This is a genomic window from Geodermatophilaceae bacterium NBWT11 (assembly GCA_014218215.1).
Classification (GTDB): domain Bacteria; phylum Actinomycetota; class Actinomycetes; order Mycobacteriales; family Geodermatophilaceae; genus Klenkia.
The window spans coordinates 2,635,158-2,650,137 of sequence record CP043652.1 but is presented as its reverse complement, the minus strand read 5'-3'; the positions used below and the strand labels follow the sequence as shown (position 1 = coordinate 2,650,137).

Annotated in this window: 12 protein-coding genes and 1 pseudogene; 2 read left to right on the top strand and 11 right to left on the bottom strand. The window is 73.2% G+C overall.

The genetic code is table 11. The features are described from left to right. Positions 1 to 84 precede the first annotated feature (84 nt). From F1C76_12660 to F1C76_12635, 6 genes are read right to left on the bottom strand one after another with little or no spacing between them, the layout of a single operon-like run. Complete coding sequence (locus tag F1C76_12660; protein ID QNG37318.1) at positions 85 to 513, bottom strand: monovalent cation/H(+) antiporter subunit G; 429 nt, start codon at positions 511 to 513, stop codon at positions 85 to 87. Beyond that, entirely contained in the window at positions 510 to 851 is a 342-nt protein-coding gene (locus F1C76_12655) for a pH regulation protein F (protein QNG37317.1), read from the bottom strand. The genes F1C76_12660 and F1C76_12655 overlap by 4 nt, the downstream gene beginning before the upstream one ends. Beyond that, on the bottom strand, positions 848 to 1,429 hold the full coding sequence (locus F1C76_12650) for a Na+/H+ antiporter subunit E (protein QNG37316.1): 582 nt from the start codon (positions 1,427 to 1,429) through the stop codon (positions 848 to 850). Before F1C76_12650 ends, F1C76_12655 begins: the two co-directional genes overlap by 4 nt. Further along, positions 1,426 to 2,994: a Na+/H+ antiporter subunit D gene (locus tag F1C76_12645; GenBank protein ID QNG39215.1), complete on the bottom strand. Its 1,569-nt coding sequence runs from the start codon at positions 2,992 to 2,994 to the stop codon at positions 1,426 to 1,428. The genes F1C76_12650 and F1C76_12645 overlap by 4 nt, the downstream gene beginning before the upstream one ends. Before the next feature lie 11 nt (positions 2,995 to 3,005). After that, complete coding sequence (locus tag F1C76_12640) at positions 3,006 to 3,602, bottom strand: Na(+)/H(+) antiporter subunit C (protein ID QNG37315.1); 597 nt, start codon at positions 3,600 to 3,602, stop codon at positions 3,006 to 3,008. After that, positions 3,599 to 6,574: a Na+/H+ antiporter subunit A gene (locus tag F1C76_12635; protein ID QNG37314.1), complete on the bottom strand. Its 2,976-nt coding sequence runs from the start codon at positions 6,572 to 6,574 to the stop codon at positions 3,599 to 3,601. Before F1C76_12635 ends, F1C76_12640 begins: the two co-directional genes overlap by 4 nt. Before the next feature lie 80 nt (positions 6,575 to 6,654). Between F1C76_12635 and F1C76_12630 the strand changes: the two genes are divergently transcribed. Beyond that, positions 6,655 to 7,026, top strand: a complete 372-nt coding sequence (locus tag F1C76_12630) for a helix-turn-helix domain-containing protein (GenBank protein ID QNG37313.1) — start codon at positions 6,655 to 6,657, stop codon at positions 7,024 to 7,026. An 85-nt stretch (positions 7,027 to 7,111) separates the two neighbouring features. Here the strand turns inward: F1C76_12630 and F1C76_12625 are convergent, their stop codons facing one another. The 5 genes and pseudogenes from F1C76_12625 to F1C76_12605 form a co-directional block, all read right to left on the bottom strand. Then, positions 7,112 to 8,911, bottom strand: coding sequence for an ABC-F family ATP-binding cassette domain-containing protein (locus tag F1C76_12625; GenBank protein ID QNG37312.1), 1,800 nt, complete (start codon positions 8,909 to 8,911; stop codon positions 7,112 to 7,114). Between the two features lie 49 nt (positions 8,912 to 8,960). Continuing rightward, positions 8,961 to 9,848 carry a transglutaminase family protein gene (locus tag F1C76_12620; protein QNG37311.1) on the bottom strand — a complete coding sequence of 296 codons (888 nt, stop codon included), beginning with the start codon at positions 9,846 to 9,848 and terminating at the stop codon, positions 8,961 to 8,963. Between the two features lie 5 nt (positions 9,849 to 9,853). Then, complete coding sequence (locus F1C76_12615) at positions 9,854 to 10,804, bottom strand: alpha-E domain-containing protein (protein QNG37310.1); 951 nt, start codon at positions 10,802 to 10,804, stop codon at positions 9,854 to 9,856. Between the two features lie 11 nt (positions 10,805 to 10,815). Next, positions 10,816 to 12,381, bottom strand: a pseudogene (locus tag F1C76_12610) (circularly permuted type 2 ATP-grasp protein). A gap of 53 nt (positions 12,382 to 12,434) precedes the next feature. Further along, positions 12,435 to 13,463, bottom strand: a complete 1,029-nt coding sequence (locus F1C76_12605) for a LacI family transcriptional regulator (GenBank protein ID QNG37309.1) — start codon at positions 13,461 to 13,463, stop codon at positions 12,435 to 12,437. Positions 13,464 to 13,652: 189 nt separating this feature from the next. On the opposite strand from F1C76_12605, the gene F1C76_12600 reads away from it, so the two are divergent. Beyond that, positions 13,653 to 14,972 carry an extracellular solute-binding protein gene (locus F1C76_12600; GenBank protein ID QNG37308.1) on the top strand — a complete coding sequence of 440 codons (1,320 nt, stop codon included), beginning with the start codon at positions 13,653 to 13,655 and terminating at the stop codon, positions 14,970 to 14,972. The last annotated feature ends 8 nt before the right edge of the window (positions 14,973 to 14,980 follow it).

The window sequence follows — 14,980 nt, the reverse complement described above, 5'->3', positions numbered from 1 at the left end:
GGATGGTCCGCCGGGCTGGGGGGAGGTCCGCCGCCGGCTCCGGACCATCCCCCACCTGCGCGGACCATCCGCGGGCCCCGGGGGCTAGGAGGTGGTGCGGGGGGTGGCGTCGGGGCCGTCGGCGGGCTCGTCGACGTCGGGGTCGCCCTCGGGGTGCTCGGGGTGCGGGCGGCTGGGCAGCGGGTCCGCGGGCTTGCCGAGCTCGTCCACCAGCAGCAGGTCGCGGCGCACGTGCCGGCGGCGGTAGGCGATCCGGCTGACCATGTGCGCGCTGACCGGGGCGGTGAGCAGCTGGAAGACCCCGACCAGGACCAGCATCCAGACGATGGGCTGGCCGGCGAGCCGGATCACCGCGCCGGTCATCACCAGCAGCACGCCGAGCACCTGGGGCTTGGTGGCCGCGTGCATCCGGTTGAGCACGTCGGGGAAGCGGATGAGCCCCAGGCCCGCGGTCAGGCAGAGGAAGCAGCCGGCGACCAGGCAGATCGACGCGACGACGTCGGCGACGCTCACGGCGTCCCCTCGCTGCGTGCGTCGGCCCGACCGGAGAGGTCGGCGTCGCCCCCGCGGGTGGCCGGGTCCCCGGTGCTCACCAGCATGCCGCCGATGTAGCGGGCCACCGAGACCGACCCGACGAAGGCCAGCAGGGCGACGACCAGCAGCACCGGTTCCAGCGAGATGTCCTCGTAGACCGCGCAGTACACGGCGATGCCGCAGGCGATGGTCACCAGCAGCGCGTCGGTGGCGACCACCCGGTCCAGCAGGGAGGGGCCCATCGCGAGGCGGGCGAGGATCAGCACGGCGCCCACCCCCAGCAGGGCGAAGCAGACGAGGGGGACCACGGTCGTCATCGCTGGCTCAGCCTCTCGGTGCCCTGGGTCTCCGGGGTGTCGGTGTCGGGACGGTCGAGCCGGGCGATGTCCTCGGCCGAGCCGAAGGCGCGCACCACGCGGTCCTCCATGCCCAGCACGTTGGCCCGCTGCCGCTCGACGTGCGCCAGGTCGCGCACCTGCACCAGGTGCAGGGCGAGCACCTGCTCCTCGCGGTCCAGGTCGAGCACGAGCGACCCGGGCACCAGCGACAACGCCTCGGCGATGACGGTCAGCAGCAGGTCGGAGTCGGTGCGCAGCTGCACGGTGATGATCGCCGAGCGGTGCCGGCCGGGCCGGAACGCCAGCCACGACACCTCCGCGCTGGACACCAGCAGGTCGACCACGAACCGGCCCAGGAAGCGCAGCGCGGCCAGCGGCCGGAAGCGCCCGGAGGCGGGCACGCTGGGCAGCGGCAGGAGCGTCGTCGCCACGATCGCGATGAGCAGCCCGCTGAACAGGTTCGCCCAGCTGAACGTGCCCCACAGCATGTTCCAGACCAGCACCAGCCAGACCAGCAGCGGCACCTGCTGGCGCAGCCGGGTCACCCGCGCGGTCACTCGACCACCCGGTCGCCGAAGACCGACTCCAGGTAGGGCGTGCGGTCGACGAGGTCGTCCGCGGCCCGGTCGGCGACGCCGTAGAGCACCCCGCCGAACACGGTGATCGCCACGGTGATGGCGACGAAGCCGGCGGTGGCCGCGACCATGGTCTTGGGGAGCTTGGCGGCCTGCAGCTGCTCGGTGGTGACGGCGGTGCCGGCGGCCGGCCGGATCGCCTCGAGGTCCTCGTCGGCGGTGTCCACCGCGCGGGGGCGCCAGAAGGCACGGCCCCAGACGCGGGCGATGGCCACCAGGGTCAGCAGGCTGGTGACGACGGCGCCACCGACCAGCACGTAGGGCCCGACCCCGCCGACGGCGACGCCGGCCTCGATGAGCCCGAGCTTGCCGATGAAGCCCGACAGCGGCGGGATCCCGGCCAGGTTCATCGCCGGGACGAAGAACAGGATCGCCAGCAGCGGGGACGCCTTGGCCAGGCCGCCCAGCTTCTCGGTGTTCGTCGTCCCCCCGCGGCGTTCGACCAGGCCGGTGGCCAGGAAGAGCGTGGTCTGGATGGCGATGTGGTGGACGACGTAGAAGATCGCCCCGGCGAAGCCCGCCGTCGTCCCGAGCGCGACGCCGAAGACCATGTAGCCGATGTGGCTGACCAGGGTGAACGACAGCATCCGCTTGACGTCGGTCTGCGCGACCGCACCCAGGATGCCGATGACCATGGTCGCCAGCGCGGCCCACAGCAGCAGGTCGTTCAGCGCACCGCTGGGGAACAGCAGCGTGTTCGTCCGGATGATCGCGTAGACGCCGACCTTGGTGAGCAGCCCGGCGAACACCGCGGTGACCGGGGCCGGCGCGGTGGGGTAGCTGTCGGGGAGCCAGGCCGAGAGCGGGAACACCGCGGCCTTGATCCCGAACGCGACCAGGAGCATGGACTGCAGCAGCAGCTGGGTGCCGTCGGGCAGCTCCCCGAGGCGGACGGCGAGCTGGGCCATGTTGACCGTTCCGGTGGCGGCGTAGACCAGCGCGATCGCGGCCAGGAAGACCAGCGAGCTCATCAGGCTGACCACCACGTAGGTGATGCCGGCCCGGATGCGCCCGGCGGTGCCGCCCAGGGTCAGCAGCACGTAGCTGGCGGCCAGCAGCACCTCGAAGCCGACGTAGAGGTTGAAGAGGTCCCCGGCGAGGAACGCGTTGCTCACGCCGGCGACCAGCACCAGGTAGGTCGGGTGGAAGATCGACAACGGGGTGTCGGTCTCGTCGCCGTCGGCCACACCCTGCCCGACGGCGAAGACGAGCACGCCGAGGGTGACGGTGTTCGCCACGACCAGCATCAGCGCGCTGAGCCGGTCGACCACGAGCACGATGCCCAGCGGCACCGGCCACCCGCCGACCGACACCGAGGTGGCGCCCTCGGCGTCGGCGAGGAACAGCAGCGACACCGAGACGGCGAGCACCGCGGTGAGCACCAGGATGCTCAGCGTCCGCTGGAGCTGGGGGTGCCTGCCGACCAGCAGGGCCCCGGCGGCACCCAGCAGCGGCAGCAGCACCGGCAGCGGGGTGAGCACGCGGATCAGGTCGTCCATCAGTGCTCCTCCTCCCGTCGGGCCGACCGGCCGCCGGCCGGGGTCGCGCTGACGTCACCGACGGCGGCAGCCTCGGCGGACTCGTTCTCGGCCGCCTCGGCGCCGGCCAGGCCCAGCGCGACGTCGTCCGAGGGGGTGTCGGTGTCTGGGTGGTGCGGGGGCGCCTCGACGGTGAGCCCGTCGCCGGGGCCACGCTCGGCCGGGTGCAGCAGCTCGGGGTCGCGGTCGTCGGCGTCGATCTCCTCGCGGGTGGCCACCCGGAGGTCCTCGGCGTCGTCCTGCACGACCTCATCGCGCACCAGCCGCCACGAGCGGTAGATCATCGCCAGCACGAACGCGGAGATGCCGAACGTGATGACGATGGCGGTGAGCACCAGCGCCTGGGGCAGCGGGTCGTTGATCTGCGACTCGTCGTCGACGGGGAGGATCGGGGCGAGCCCGGCCACTCCGCCGGCCGACAGCAGCAGCACGTTGGTCGCGTTGCCCAGCAGCAGGAACCCCAGCAGCACCCGGGTCAGGCTGCGGTCCAGCAGCAGGTAGACGCCGGCGGCGTAGAGCCCGGCGATGATCACCGGCAGGACGACGGTGGGGGTCATCGGGGTCCTCCCGGGGCGAGGGCGCCGGAGGCCTCGCGGGACGACGCGACCGGGCCGCCGTCCTCGACGTGGTGCACGCCGCCGGTGCCCGTGCCGTCGCCGTCCTCCTGCTCGCGGTCGTCGTCCTCGTCGTCGGCGTCGATCTGCGCGCCGAGGCTGCGCAGCACGTCGAGCACGAGGCCGATGACGATCAGGTAGACGCCCATGTCGAAGAACAGCGAGGTGACCAGCTTGACGTCGCCCAGCAGCGGCACGGTGCGCTCGAGGATGGTGGTCTGCAGCGCGTCGGCGCCGAGGACGAGGCCGGCGATGCCGGTGGTGCCGGCCAGCAGCAGGCCGCCGCCGAGCAGCTTGCCGGGGTCGACCGGCGCCGCCTCGCCGAGCTCGTACCGGCCACCGGCCAGGTAGCGCAGCACGAGCGCGAGCCCGGCCACCAGACCGCCCGCGAAGCCGCCACCGGGCACGTTGTGCCCGCTGAACAGCAGGTAGACGCTCAGCACGATGATCGTGTGGAACAGCGCCCGGGTGATCACCTCGAGGATGACCGAGCGGCGCTGCGGGGCCAGGGTCGCGCTCGCGGCCAGCCAGCGGTCGCGCGGGGCGCGGCGGGCCGCGGCGGCGCCGGCGTCGGGGGCGTGGGTCGCGCGGGCGACGGCGCCGGTGCGCTCGCGGAGGAAGACCAGGCTGGCCACGCCGGTGGCGACGACGACGAGCAGCGACACCTCGAGCATCGTGTCCCAGGCCCGGATGTCGACCAGGGTCACGTTGACGATGTTCTCGCCGCCGCCGAAGTCGTAGGCCTGCTGGGGGTAGTCCACCGAGACCGGCGTCGCGGTGCGGGCGCCGAGGGCGACCACGCCGACCCCGCCCATGAGCAGGCCGACCGCGACGGCGATGAGGCCGCGGGCGGTGCGTTCCTTGGCCTGGTGCCGGTCGGAGATGTCCTTGGGCAGCTTGCGCAGCACGAGCACGAACGTGACCAGGGTGAGCGTCTCGACCAGGAACTGGGTGAGCGCGAGGTCGGGGGCGCCCTGCAGGGCGAAGAGGACGCCGATGCCGTAGCCGGTGACGCCGACGACCAGCACGGCCGACAGCCGCTGCCGGATCCGCACGGCCAGGGCGGCGGCCCCGAGGACGACGACGCCGACCAGGGCCTGCACCGGGGTGTCCCAGAGCCGGACGTCGTCGGGCCAGGGCGCCCGGAACACCAGGATCGAGCCGGGCAGCGCGACCAGCACCACGAGGATCACGCCCAGGTAGGTGGGCAGCGAGCCGCGCTGGGTGGTGCGGGTGGTGACCTGTGCGACGACGTCCAGGCCGCGCATGGTGTGCCAGTAGCCCTCGTCGGCCGAGGCGTCCATGGCGACCCGGCGCTGGAGCCGCGCGACCAGGTCGCGGGCGGCGAACAGCGCCAGACCGCCGACCAGGGTGACCAGCGAGAGCAGCAGCGCCGGCTGCAGGCCGTGCCACAGCGCGAGGGACTCGGCCTCCTCGGCGACCAGCGGCAGCGTATCGGCGTAGGGGGCGACCAGCGGCTCCAGGAAGGAGCTCAGCGGGCCGGCGGCCAGGCCGAGCAGCGCCAGGACGACGGGGGCGGCGAGGAACGCCGGACCCGGCCGGTGCAGGTGCTCGGGGCTGGGGCGGTCGGCCGCACAGTGCCGCAGCGAGCCGCCGGTGCCGAAGGCGCCCCAGAGGAAACGGGCGGTGTAGGCCACGGTCAGCACCGAGCCCAGCAGCAGGCCGAGCAGGGTGACCATCGCCCAGACCCGGCTCTCCAGGCCGCCGTCCAGGAACGCGGTGAAGGCCGCCTCCTTGCCGACGAAGCCCAGCAGCGGGGGCAGCCCGGCCATCGAGGCGCCGGCCAGCCCGGCGACGACGGCCAGCACCGGCACCCGGCGTCCCAGGCCGTTGATCTCGCGCAGGTCGCGGGTGCCGCAGGTGTGGTCGATGACGCCGACGGTGAGGAACAGCGTGGACTTGAAGAGCCCGTGCGCCAGGAGCATCGCGATCCCGGCCGCAGCGGCCTCCCGGCTGCCGGTGCCCACCAGCACCATGAGGAAGCCCAGCTGGCTGACCGTGCCGAAGGCCAGCAGCAGCTTGAGGTCGTACTGGCGCAGAGCTCGGTAGCCGCCGAGCAGCATCGTGGCCAGACCCAGCCCGAGGACGACGGGCTTCCAGCCGGGGGTGTCGGCGAACCCGGGGGCCAGCCGGGCGATCAGGTAGATGCCGCCCTTCACCATCGCCGCGGCGTGCAGGTACGCGCTGACCGGGGTGGGGGCCTGCATGGCGCCGGGCAGCCAGAAGTGGAACGGCACCATCGCGGACTTGGTGACCGCGCCGGCGATCACCAGCAGCACGCCGACGGTGACCACCGGGCCGGTGCCCGGGTCCGCCACGACCTCGCTGAGCAGGTAGCTCCCGCTGGCCTGCCCGATCATCACCAGCCCAACGAGCATCGCCAGCCCGCCGGCGGTGGTGACGATCAGCGCCTGCTGGGCGGCCCGCCGGGCGGCCACCGCGGCGCCGCTGCCACCGATCAGCAGGAAGGAGAAGACCGTGGTCAGCTCCCAGAACACGTAGAGCAGCAGCATGTCGTCGGCCACGACCAGGCCCAGCATCGACCCGGCGAAGGCCATCAGGACGCCGGCGAACCGCCGCAGGCCCTCGTCGTCGGGCTCGAAGTAGCGGGCGCAGTAGACGAAGACCAGTGCGCCCACCCCGGTGACCAGGGCGGCGACGGACAGCGCGAGGGCGTCCAGCCGCAGGGTGACGTCGAGGTCCAGCGCCGGGATCCACGTGGTGACCTCGTCGACGGTGCCGCCGTCCAGCACCGTGGACAGCTGGGCCATCAGCCAGCCGAAGGCGGCCGCCGGGACCAGGGCGAGCACGTAGTAGGCCGAGCGCCCCCACCAGCGCACCAGGACGGGCGCCAGCACGGCGGCCACCAGGTGTGCGAGGAGGAGCAGGCCCACGGGTCTCCAGGGGGTCTCGGGATGCGGCCGGGCGTGATCACGGCGCGCGCGTTCGATTCGTTCGATTTACAGTCTGCCCCGTGGACCACGGCCTGCGCGAGTCGACGGTGCACCCGCCTGCCGTGTCGCCCCCGCTGCCCGCGGGTCCGTGGGTGCTCACGGGCCCGGACGGGACGGAGATCACGCTGCCGACCGAGCTGGCCGAGGCCCTGGAGTTCGTCGCCGACGCCTTCACCGACGGCGCCGCGGTCACCCTGAGCCGGCACGAGCGGATGGTCACCACCCAGGAGGCCGCCGACCTGCTCGGGGTCAGCCGCCCGACACTGGTCCGGATGCTGGACCACGGGCTGATCCCCTACGACCAGCCCGGCAGCCACCGGCGGCTGCGGCTCTCCGACGTGCTCGCCCACCAGGCCCGCTGCCACCACGAGGACCCCGCCACCCCGCGCTGACTACCCAGGCAGGGGAAGCCCTGCACACACCTGCGGGGCTCACGGGTGTGTGCAGGGCTTCCCCTGCCTCGGGTGGGCCCGGGTCCTAGGCGAGGTCGGAGGCGACCAACCAGTCGGTCTCGACCTGCTCCTTCTCCGCCTGCAGCTGCAGCAGCTGGGCGTTGAGGGTGGCGACCTTCGCGTGGTCGGTCGCGGCCGCGGCGAGCTGGTCGTGCAGCTTCTTCTCGTCGCCGTCCAGCTTGAGCATCCGGCGCTCGAGCTTCTGGACCTCCTTGCGGGCGGCGCGGGCGTCGGCGGCCGAGACCGCCGGTGCCTGCGCCGTCGTCCCCAGGCCCGACTGCGCGCCCGACGCCGTGGTCAGCGGGGCACCGCCGGCGGCGCGGCGCCGCAGGTACTCCTCGACGCCGCCCGGGAGCTGGGCCAGGGACCCGTCACCGAGCAGCGCGACGACGGTGTCGCAGACCCGGTCGACGAAGTACCGGTCGTGGCTGACGACCAGCACCGTGCCGGGGAAGGAGTCGAGCAGGTCCTCCAGCGCGGTGAGGGTGTCGATGTCCAGGTCGTTGGTCGGCTCGTCGAGGATCAGCACGTTGGGCTCGGCCATCAGCAGGCGCAGCAGCTGCAACCGGCGCCGCTCCCCACCGGAGAGGTCCCCGACCGGGGTCCACTGCCGGCTCGCCGCGAAGCCGAAACGCTCGGCCAGCGTGGACGCGGAGATCTCCTGGTTGCCCAGCCGCGCCACGCGGGCGACGTCCTGCACGGCCTCGAGCACGCGCGCCTTGGGCGGCAGCTCGGTGACGTGCTGGGAGAGGTAGGCCTGCGAGACGGTCTGGCCGACCTTGATCGTCCCGGAGTCCGGCCTGTTCTCCCCCACCAGCAGCTTGAGCAGCGAGGTCTTGCCGGCGCCGTTGACCCCGACGATGCCGATCCGGTCGCCCGGGCCGACGTTCCAGTCGAGGTCGGCGAACAACGTGCGCGGGCCGTCCTCGGTGGGGACGGCGTAGTCGACGTGCTCGAGCTCGTAGACCGTCTTGCCCAGCCGGCGGGCGGCGAAGTTCGACAGCGCGAGCTTGTCGCGGGCCGGCGGCTCGTCGGCGATGAGCGCCTGGGCGGCATCGATCCGGAACTTGGGCTTGCTGGTGCGGGCCGGAGGGCCCCGGCGCAGCCAGGCCAGTTCCTTGCGCACCAGGTTGAGCCGGCGCTCCTCGGTGACGCTGGAGATCCGGGCACGCTCGGCCCGGGCCAGCGTGTAGGCGGAGTAGCCGCCGTCGTAGGCGTAGACCGAGCCGTCGGCGACCTCCCACGTGGTGGTGCAGACCTCGTCGAGGAACCACCGGTCGTGGGTGACGACCACCATGCCGCCGGCACGCTGCTTGACGTACTCGGCCAGCCACGCGACGCCCTCGACGTCCAGGTGGTTGGTGGGCTCGTCGAGGACCAGCAGGTCCAGCGGCCGCACCAGCTGCGCGGCCAGTGCGACGCGGCGGCGCTCGCCACCGGACATCGGGGCGACCGGGGCGTCCAGGCCGAGCCGGTCGAGCTCCAGGCCGGTGAGCACGGAGCGGACGGCGGGGTCGGCGGCCCACTCGTGCTCCGCGGCGTACCCGGAGAGGACGACGTCGTGCACGGTCGTGCCCGCCGGCAGCGTGCCGGCCTGGTCGAGCACGCCCATCGCGATGTCGTTGCGCATGGTCACCCGGCCGGAGTCGGGGGGCTCCACGCCGGTGAGCACCGACAGCAGGGTCGACTTGCCCCCGCCGTTGCGGCCGACGACGCCGATCCGCTCGCCGGCGGAGATGCCGAGGGAGACGTCGTCGAGCAGGGAGGTCGTGCCGTGGGCCTTGGAGACGCGTTCGAGCGAGACCAGGTTGAGCGGAGTCGTCATGAGGACCTCAGTCTCCCAGGTCCCTGCCACCGGACCGACGGCCCCGGCATCAGGCGAGCCGGGTGACCTCCACGACGACCGAGTGCCCCTGGCTGCGCGGACCGGAGAAGATCCCCTTCAGCGGGGGCACGTCGCGGTAGTCCCGGCCGCGACCCAGGGTCACGTGCCGGGTGCCGATCTCCACGACGTTGGTGGGGTCGTAGCCGGTCCAGCTGCCGTCCCACCACTCGACCCAGGCGTGGCTCTCGCCCTTGACCGGCTCGCCGATCGCCGCACCGGGCTTGGGGTGCAGGTAGCCCGACACGTAGCGGGCCGGGATGCCGAGTGAGCGCAGCAGCCCGACCGACACGTGCGCCATGTCCTGGCAGACGCCCTTGCCCGACGTCCACGCCTGCATGGCGTTGGTCTTCACGTTCGTCGAGCCGGACAGGTACTGCATGTGGTCGTGCACGAACCGGCACACCCGGTGGCCGGCCTCGCGCGGGTCGGCGTCGCCGACGACGTCGCGGACGGCACGGACGACGGGGGCGTCCATCGCGGTCAGCGGGGTGGGCCGCAGCATCTCCCCGAACCGGTCGACGACGTCGGCGTCGGCCAGCCCCTCCCAGGACACCACCGGCGCCTGGTCGGGCTCGGGCCCGGCCTCGACCACCGAGGTGGCGACGACGGCCAGCTCGCGGTGCGGGCCGTGCAGGTCGAACGCGGTGACCGTGGAGCCCCAGTAGTCCCGGTAGGCGTGGATCGAGGCCGCCGGTTCCACCTCGACCCGGGAGCGCAGCGTGGTCTGCCGGGTGGTGTTCTCCGGGGTCATCCGGGCCTCGTTGTAGGAGGACCGCACGGGCCCGGCGTACTCGAAGCGGGTGCGGTGCACGACCTGCAACCGCCACCGGTCCGGCGCCGGGCGGGACTGGGACTGCGTCTGGGACTGCGCGCTCATCGGGCTCATCCCACGCCTTCCGGCACCCACACCTGGGGCGCCTGCTCGGTGAAGAACCTGCTGGTCACGGCCTCGCTGGCCGCCGAGCAGGTGCGCTGCAGCTCGTCGAGCCGGGTGGGCAGCTTGGCGAGGATCTCGTCGGTGCCCATGAACTCCAGCATCGTCCGGGCCCGTCCGACGATCCGGTGGGCCTCCCCCGCGACGCCGATCCGGTGCCCGTCGCGGACGTTGGAGCGCTCGAGCTCGGCCAGGCAGCCCTCGGCCTGCTCCAGCGCGGCGAACACCGAGCGGGGGAAGAGCCGGTCCAGCAGCAGGAACTCCGCGGCCCGGCTGGAGTTGACCGCACCCCGGTAGGTGCGCAGGTAGGGCTCGTAGGCCCCGGTCGAGCGCAGCACCAACGTCCAGGACGGCGCCGCGTCACCGGCCAGCACCCGGGTGGAGAGCATCCGGCTGGTCATGTCCACCCGCTCGAGCGAGCGGCCCAGGATGAGGAACAGCCAGCTCTCGTCCCGGCTCATCGTGGCGTCGGCCAGCCCGAACACCATGGCCGAGCGCTCCCGGACGAACCGGAAGAGGGAGTGCGGGCCGTAGCGGCGGGCCATCGTGCGCTGCTGGGGCAGCGCGTTGTGGGTGACGTTGAGGGACTCCCAGATCTCCGCCGACAGCACCTCGCGGGCGCCGCGGGCGTTCTCCCGGGCCGCGCTCAGCGCACCGACGATCGAGCTCGGGGCCACCCGGTCGAAGGCCAGCGTGCCGAGCACCCGCTCGGTGTCGGCCTCCTCCAGCGGGCAGGGCACGCCCATCAGCGCGAGCAGGTTGTGGCAGGCCCGCTGCTCGTCGATCCACGGGTCCTCGACCAGCCGCTGGGTGTGCACGTCGAGGATCCGGGCGGTGTCGTCGGCCCGCTCTACGTAGCGCCCGATCCAGAACAGCGACTCGGCGATGCGGCTCAGCACTGCGACACCCCTTGCTGCTGCTGTTGGCCCTGGGCGACGGCGTTGTCGTTGGCCGGGCCGGGGTCCTGGGCGGGGGGCTCGGCGGGCAGGTCGGCGGTGGTGAACTCGATCTGGGTGCGGTCGGGGGTGGGCTCGGCCTGCGGGCGGGAACCGGAGATGACCCAGGTGTCCTTGGACCCGCCGCCCTGGCTGGAGTTGACCACCAGCTCGCCCTCGGGCAGCGCGACCCGGGTCAGCCCGCCGGGCAGCACCCACACGTCGGTGCCGTCGTTGACCGCGAAGGGCCGCAGGTCGACGTGCCGCGGGGCGATCTTGCCGTTGATCAGCGTCGGGGACGTCGAGAGCCCGATCGGCTTCTGCGCGATCCAGTCCCGGGGGGAGGCGCGCACCTTCACCGCGAGCTCGGCCAGGGTCTTCTCGTCGGCACGCGGGCCGATCACGATGCCCTTGCCGCCGGAGCCGTCGACCGGCTTGAGCACGAGCTGGTCCAGGCTGGACAGCACCCACTCGGTGGCGTCGGCGTCGTCCAGGCGGTAGGTGTCGGCGTTGGCGAGCACCGGCTCCTCGCCCAGGTAGTAGCGGATGAGGTCGGGCACCCACGTGTAGATGAGCTTGTCGTCGGCGACGCCGTTGCCCACCGCGTTGGCGATGGTCACCCGGCCGGCGCGGGCGGCGTTGAGCACGCCGGCGCAGCCGATCACCGAGTCCGAGCGGAAGTGCACCGGGTCGAGGAACTCGTCGTCGATGCGTCGGTAGACCACGTCCACGCGCTGCTGGCCGTCCGTCGTCCGCATGCTGACCTGGCCGCCGGAGCAGACCAGGTCGCGGCCCTCGACCAGCTCGACGCCCATCTGGCGGGCCAGCAGGGCGTGCTCGAAGTAGGCCGAGTTGTAGACACCGGGGGTGAGGACGACGACGGTCGGGTCGCTCACCCCGGTCGGCGCCGAGGCCTTCAGCGCGGCGAGCAGCTTGGACGGGTAGTCCGCGACAGGCTGGATGCGGTGGTCCCCGAACAGCTCGGGCAGCACCTGGCTCATCGCCGCCCGGTTGGTGATCACGTAGCTGACGCCCGACGGGCTGCGCAGGTTGTCCTCGAGCACCCGGAAGTCCCCGGCCTCGTCGCGGACCAGGTCGATGCCCGAGACGTGCACCCGCACGCCGTTGGGCGGCACCAGGCCGTGCGCGGCGCGGTGGAAGTGCGCGCTGGTGGTGATCACGCTGCGCGGGACGATGCGGTCGGCGAACACCTGACCGGCGCCGTAGACGTCGGCCAGGAACGCCTCGAGGGCGTGCACCCGCTGGGCGACCCCGCGCTCGACGTGCGCCCACTCGTCGCTGCCGATCACCCGCGGCACGATGTCCAGCGGGAAGGGCTGCTCCTCCCCCGCGTGCGCGAAGGTGACCCCGGCGTCGCGGTAGGTCTGGCTCAGCACGTCCGCGCGGGCCGCGAGCTCCTCCCCGGACATCGGTTGGAGCGAGCTGAAGAGCCCGGCGTACGGCGGCCGCGGTTGGGCCGGTGCGCCGAACATCTCGTCCCACTGCTCCCCGAGGGGGTAGCCGTCGAAGAGGTCCGCCATGCGGGGAACCTATCCAGGGCTCGTGAACGGCGCGTGTCGGCGCGCACAGCCGCTCAGGCAGAGGCGCGGCGGACCAGCTCGGTCGCGCAGACCCGGGACTCCGCGGGCCCGGCGACCCCGTCGATCTGGCGTTGCAGCAGCTCGGTGAGCTGGCGGGTCATCCGGTCCAGCGGCTGGGCCACGGTGGTCAGCGGGGGGTCGCAGGTGCGGGCCACCTCCGCGTCGTCGAAGCCGACGACGGCGACGTCCTCGGGCACCCGGCGGCCGGCCGCGCGCAGCGCCCGCAGCGCGCCCACCGCCATCGGGTCCGAGGCCACGAACACCGCGTCCAGGTCGGGGCTCTGCTCGAGCAGCCGGGCCATCGCGGCCTCTCCCCCGGCCTCGGTGAAGTCGCCGTGCGCGACGAGCGCCGGGTCGGTGGGCCGACCGGCCGCGGTGAGCGCCCGGGCCCAGCCGGCGTGCCGGTCGACCCCGGCGATCATGTCCATCGGGCCGGTGAGCGTGGCGATGCGGGACCGCCCCTGCTCCAGGAGGAACCGGGTGGCCACCCCGGCGCCCCCGGCGTTGTCGGCGTCGACGAAGGCCACCTCGCGCCCGTCGTAGGGCCGACCGCACAGCACCAACGGCACCCCGGCGTCGGTGAGCACGGCGGGCAGCAGGTCCTCGCTGTGCAGGGACATGAGGACGACGCCGTCGACGTGGCCCTGCCGGGCGTAGCGGCCGATCTTCTGCTGCTCCCGGGCGTCCCGGGCGGTGAGCAGCACCAGGGTCAGCTCGGTGTCGGCCAGGGCGGCGGACACCCCGTGCACGATGCTGGCGAAGAACGGGTCGGAGAAGACCTGGCTGTTGGGCTCGGACAGCACCAGCGCGATGGTGTCGGTGCGCCGGGTGACCAGGCTGCGGGCCATCCGGTTGGGCACGTAGTGCAGCTGCTCGATGGCGGCGTGCACGGCCACCCGCGCCTCGGGACTGACCCGCGGGGAGTCGTTGACCACCCGGGAGACGGTCGCCCGGGACACGCCGGCCAGCACCGCCACCTCGTCGAGGGTCGGCAGCGCGGTGCGCGTCCCGGTCGTGGTCACGGGGCCATCGTGCGGCACGAGGGGCGTCCTGGGAAGGGCTCCGTGGAAGCGCTCCCACATTTCTGTGCCGGGTCCTTGACAGCCCCCTGTGACGCCGCCCACTCTCTCCGTCAAGCCCGTGAGAGCGTTCTCACGGCCTCCGCCACCGGGCACTGACGCCCCGGACCGGCGGCTCTCGATGGAGGTCCCATGTTCGATCACCGACGCGGACGCGCGGCTGCGTCCGCCGCCGTCGCCCTCGCCCTGCTGACCGCCGGCTGCGGCGGCGGGAGCGCCGCGGACGGCGGCAGCGCCGACGACCCGATCACCCTGACGATGGGCCTCTACGGCACCTTCGGCTACGAGGAGGCCGGGCTCTACGAGGAGTACATGGAGCTGCACCCGGAGATCCGGATCGAGCAGTCCGTGGTGGCCCAGTCCGGGGCGTACTACCAGGCGCTGCAGACCCGGCTGGCCGCCGGTTCGGGGATGGCCGACGTGCAGGGCATCGAGATCGGCTTCGTCGCCGACGTGACGGCCAACCACGCCGACGCCTTCGTCGACTTCGCCGCGCAGGACAACGCCGACGAGCTCGAGGGGACCTTCTACGACTGGAAGTGGGACCAGGCCAGCACCACCGACGGCCGGGTGATCGGGCTCGGGACCGATGCCGGCCCGCAGGCCATGTGCTACCGCCAGGACCTCTTCGAGGCCGCCGGGCTGCCCACCGATCCGGCCGCGGTCAGCGCGCTGTGGCCCACCTGGGACGACTACCTGGCCACCGGTCAGCAGTACACCGACTCGGCCACCCGCCAGGAGGGCAGCTCGTTCGTCGACAGCCCGAACAGCGTCTTCGCCCCCGCCGTCCGGCAGGGCGACGTCGCCTACGACGACGAGGACGGCAACCCCGTCGTCGAGGACAGCGACGGCGTCGAGACCGCGTGGGACCTGGCCAGCCAGGCCGCGGACGACGGCCTGACGGCGTCGCTGGCCCAGTTCGGCGACGACTGGAACGCCGCCTTCAGCAACGGCGCGTTCGCCACCATCGCCTGCCCGTCCTGGATGTTGGGCTACATCACCTCGCAGATGGGCGACGAGGGGGCCGGGCTGTGGAACATCGCCACCCTGCCCGGGCAGGCCGAGGCCGGCAGCACCTGGGGCGGCTCGTGGCTCGGGGTGCCCAGCAGCGGTGAGCACGTCGAGGAGGCCACCGCCCTGGTCGAGTGGCTGACCGCCCCCGAGCAGCAGGTGAGGATGTTCACCGACGGTGGGTTCTTCCCCTCCAGCTCGACCGCCGCGGAGAGCCCCGAGGTCGCCGACACCGTCAGCGAGTACTTCAGCGACGCGCCCATCGGGCAGGTCTTCGGCGATGCCGCGGACTCCGTGCGCCGGACGCCGATCGGGCCGTACGACACCCAGATCCAGGACGCGTTCTCCGCGGCGCTGACCACGGTGGCCGACGGTGACCGGACCCCCGACGAGGCCTACACCGACGCGCTGAACGCCATCGAGCAGGTCGTCGGCGGCTGACCGGCCGC

Bases quoted from the DNA above. Each gene is read 5' to 3' on its own strand.
- F1C76_12600 (QNG37308.1), top strand. From the start codon at position 13,653: ATGTTCGATCACCGACGCGGACGCGCGGCTGCGTCCGCCGCCGTCGCC.
- F1C76_12655 (QNG37317.1), bottom strand. From the start codon at position 851: ATGACGACCGTGGTCCCCCTCGTCTGCTTCGCCCTGCTGGGGGTGGGC.
- F1C76_12625 (QNG37312.1), bottom strand. From the start codon at position 8,911: ATGACGACTCCGCTCAACCTGGTCTCGCTCGAACGCGTCTCCAAGGCC.
- F1C76_12620 (QNG37311.1), bottom strand. From the start codon at position 9,848: ATGAGCGCGCAGTCCCAGACGCAGTCCCAGTCCCGCCCGGCGCCGGAC.
- F1C76_12640 (QNG37315.1), bottom strand. From the start codon at position 3,602: ATGACCCCCACCGTCGTCCTGCCGGTGATCATCGCCGGGCTCTACGCC.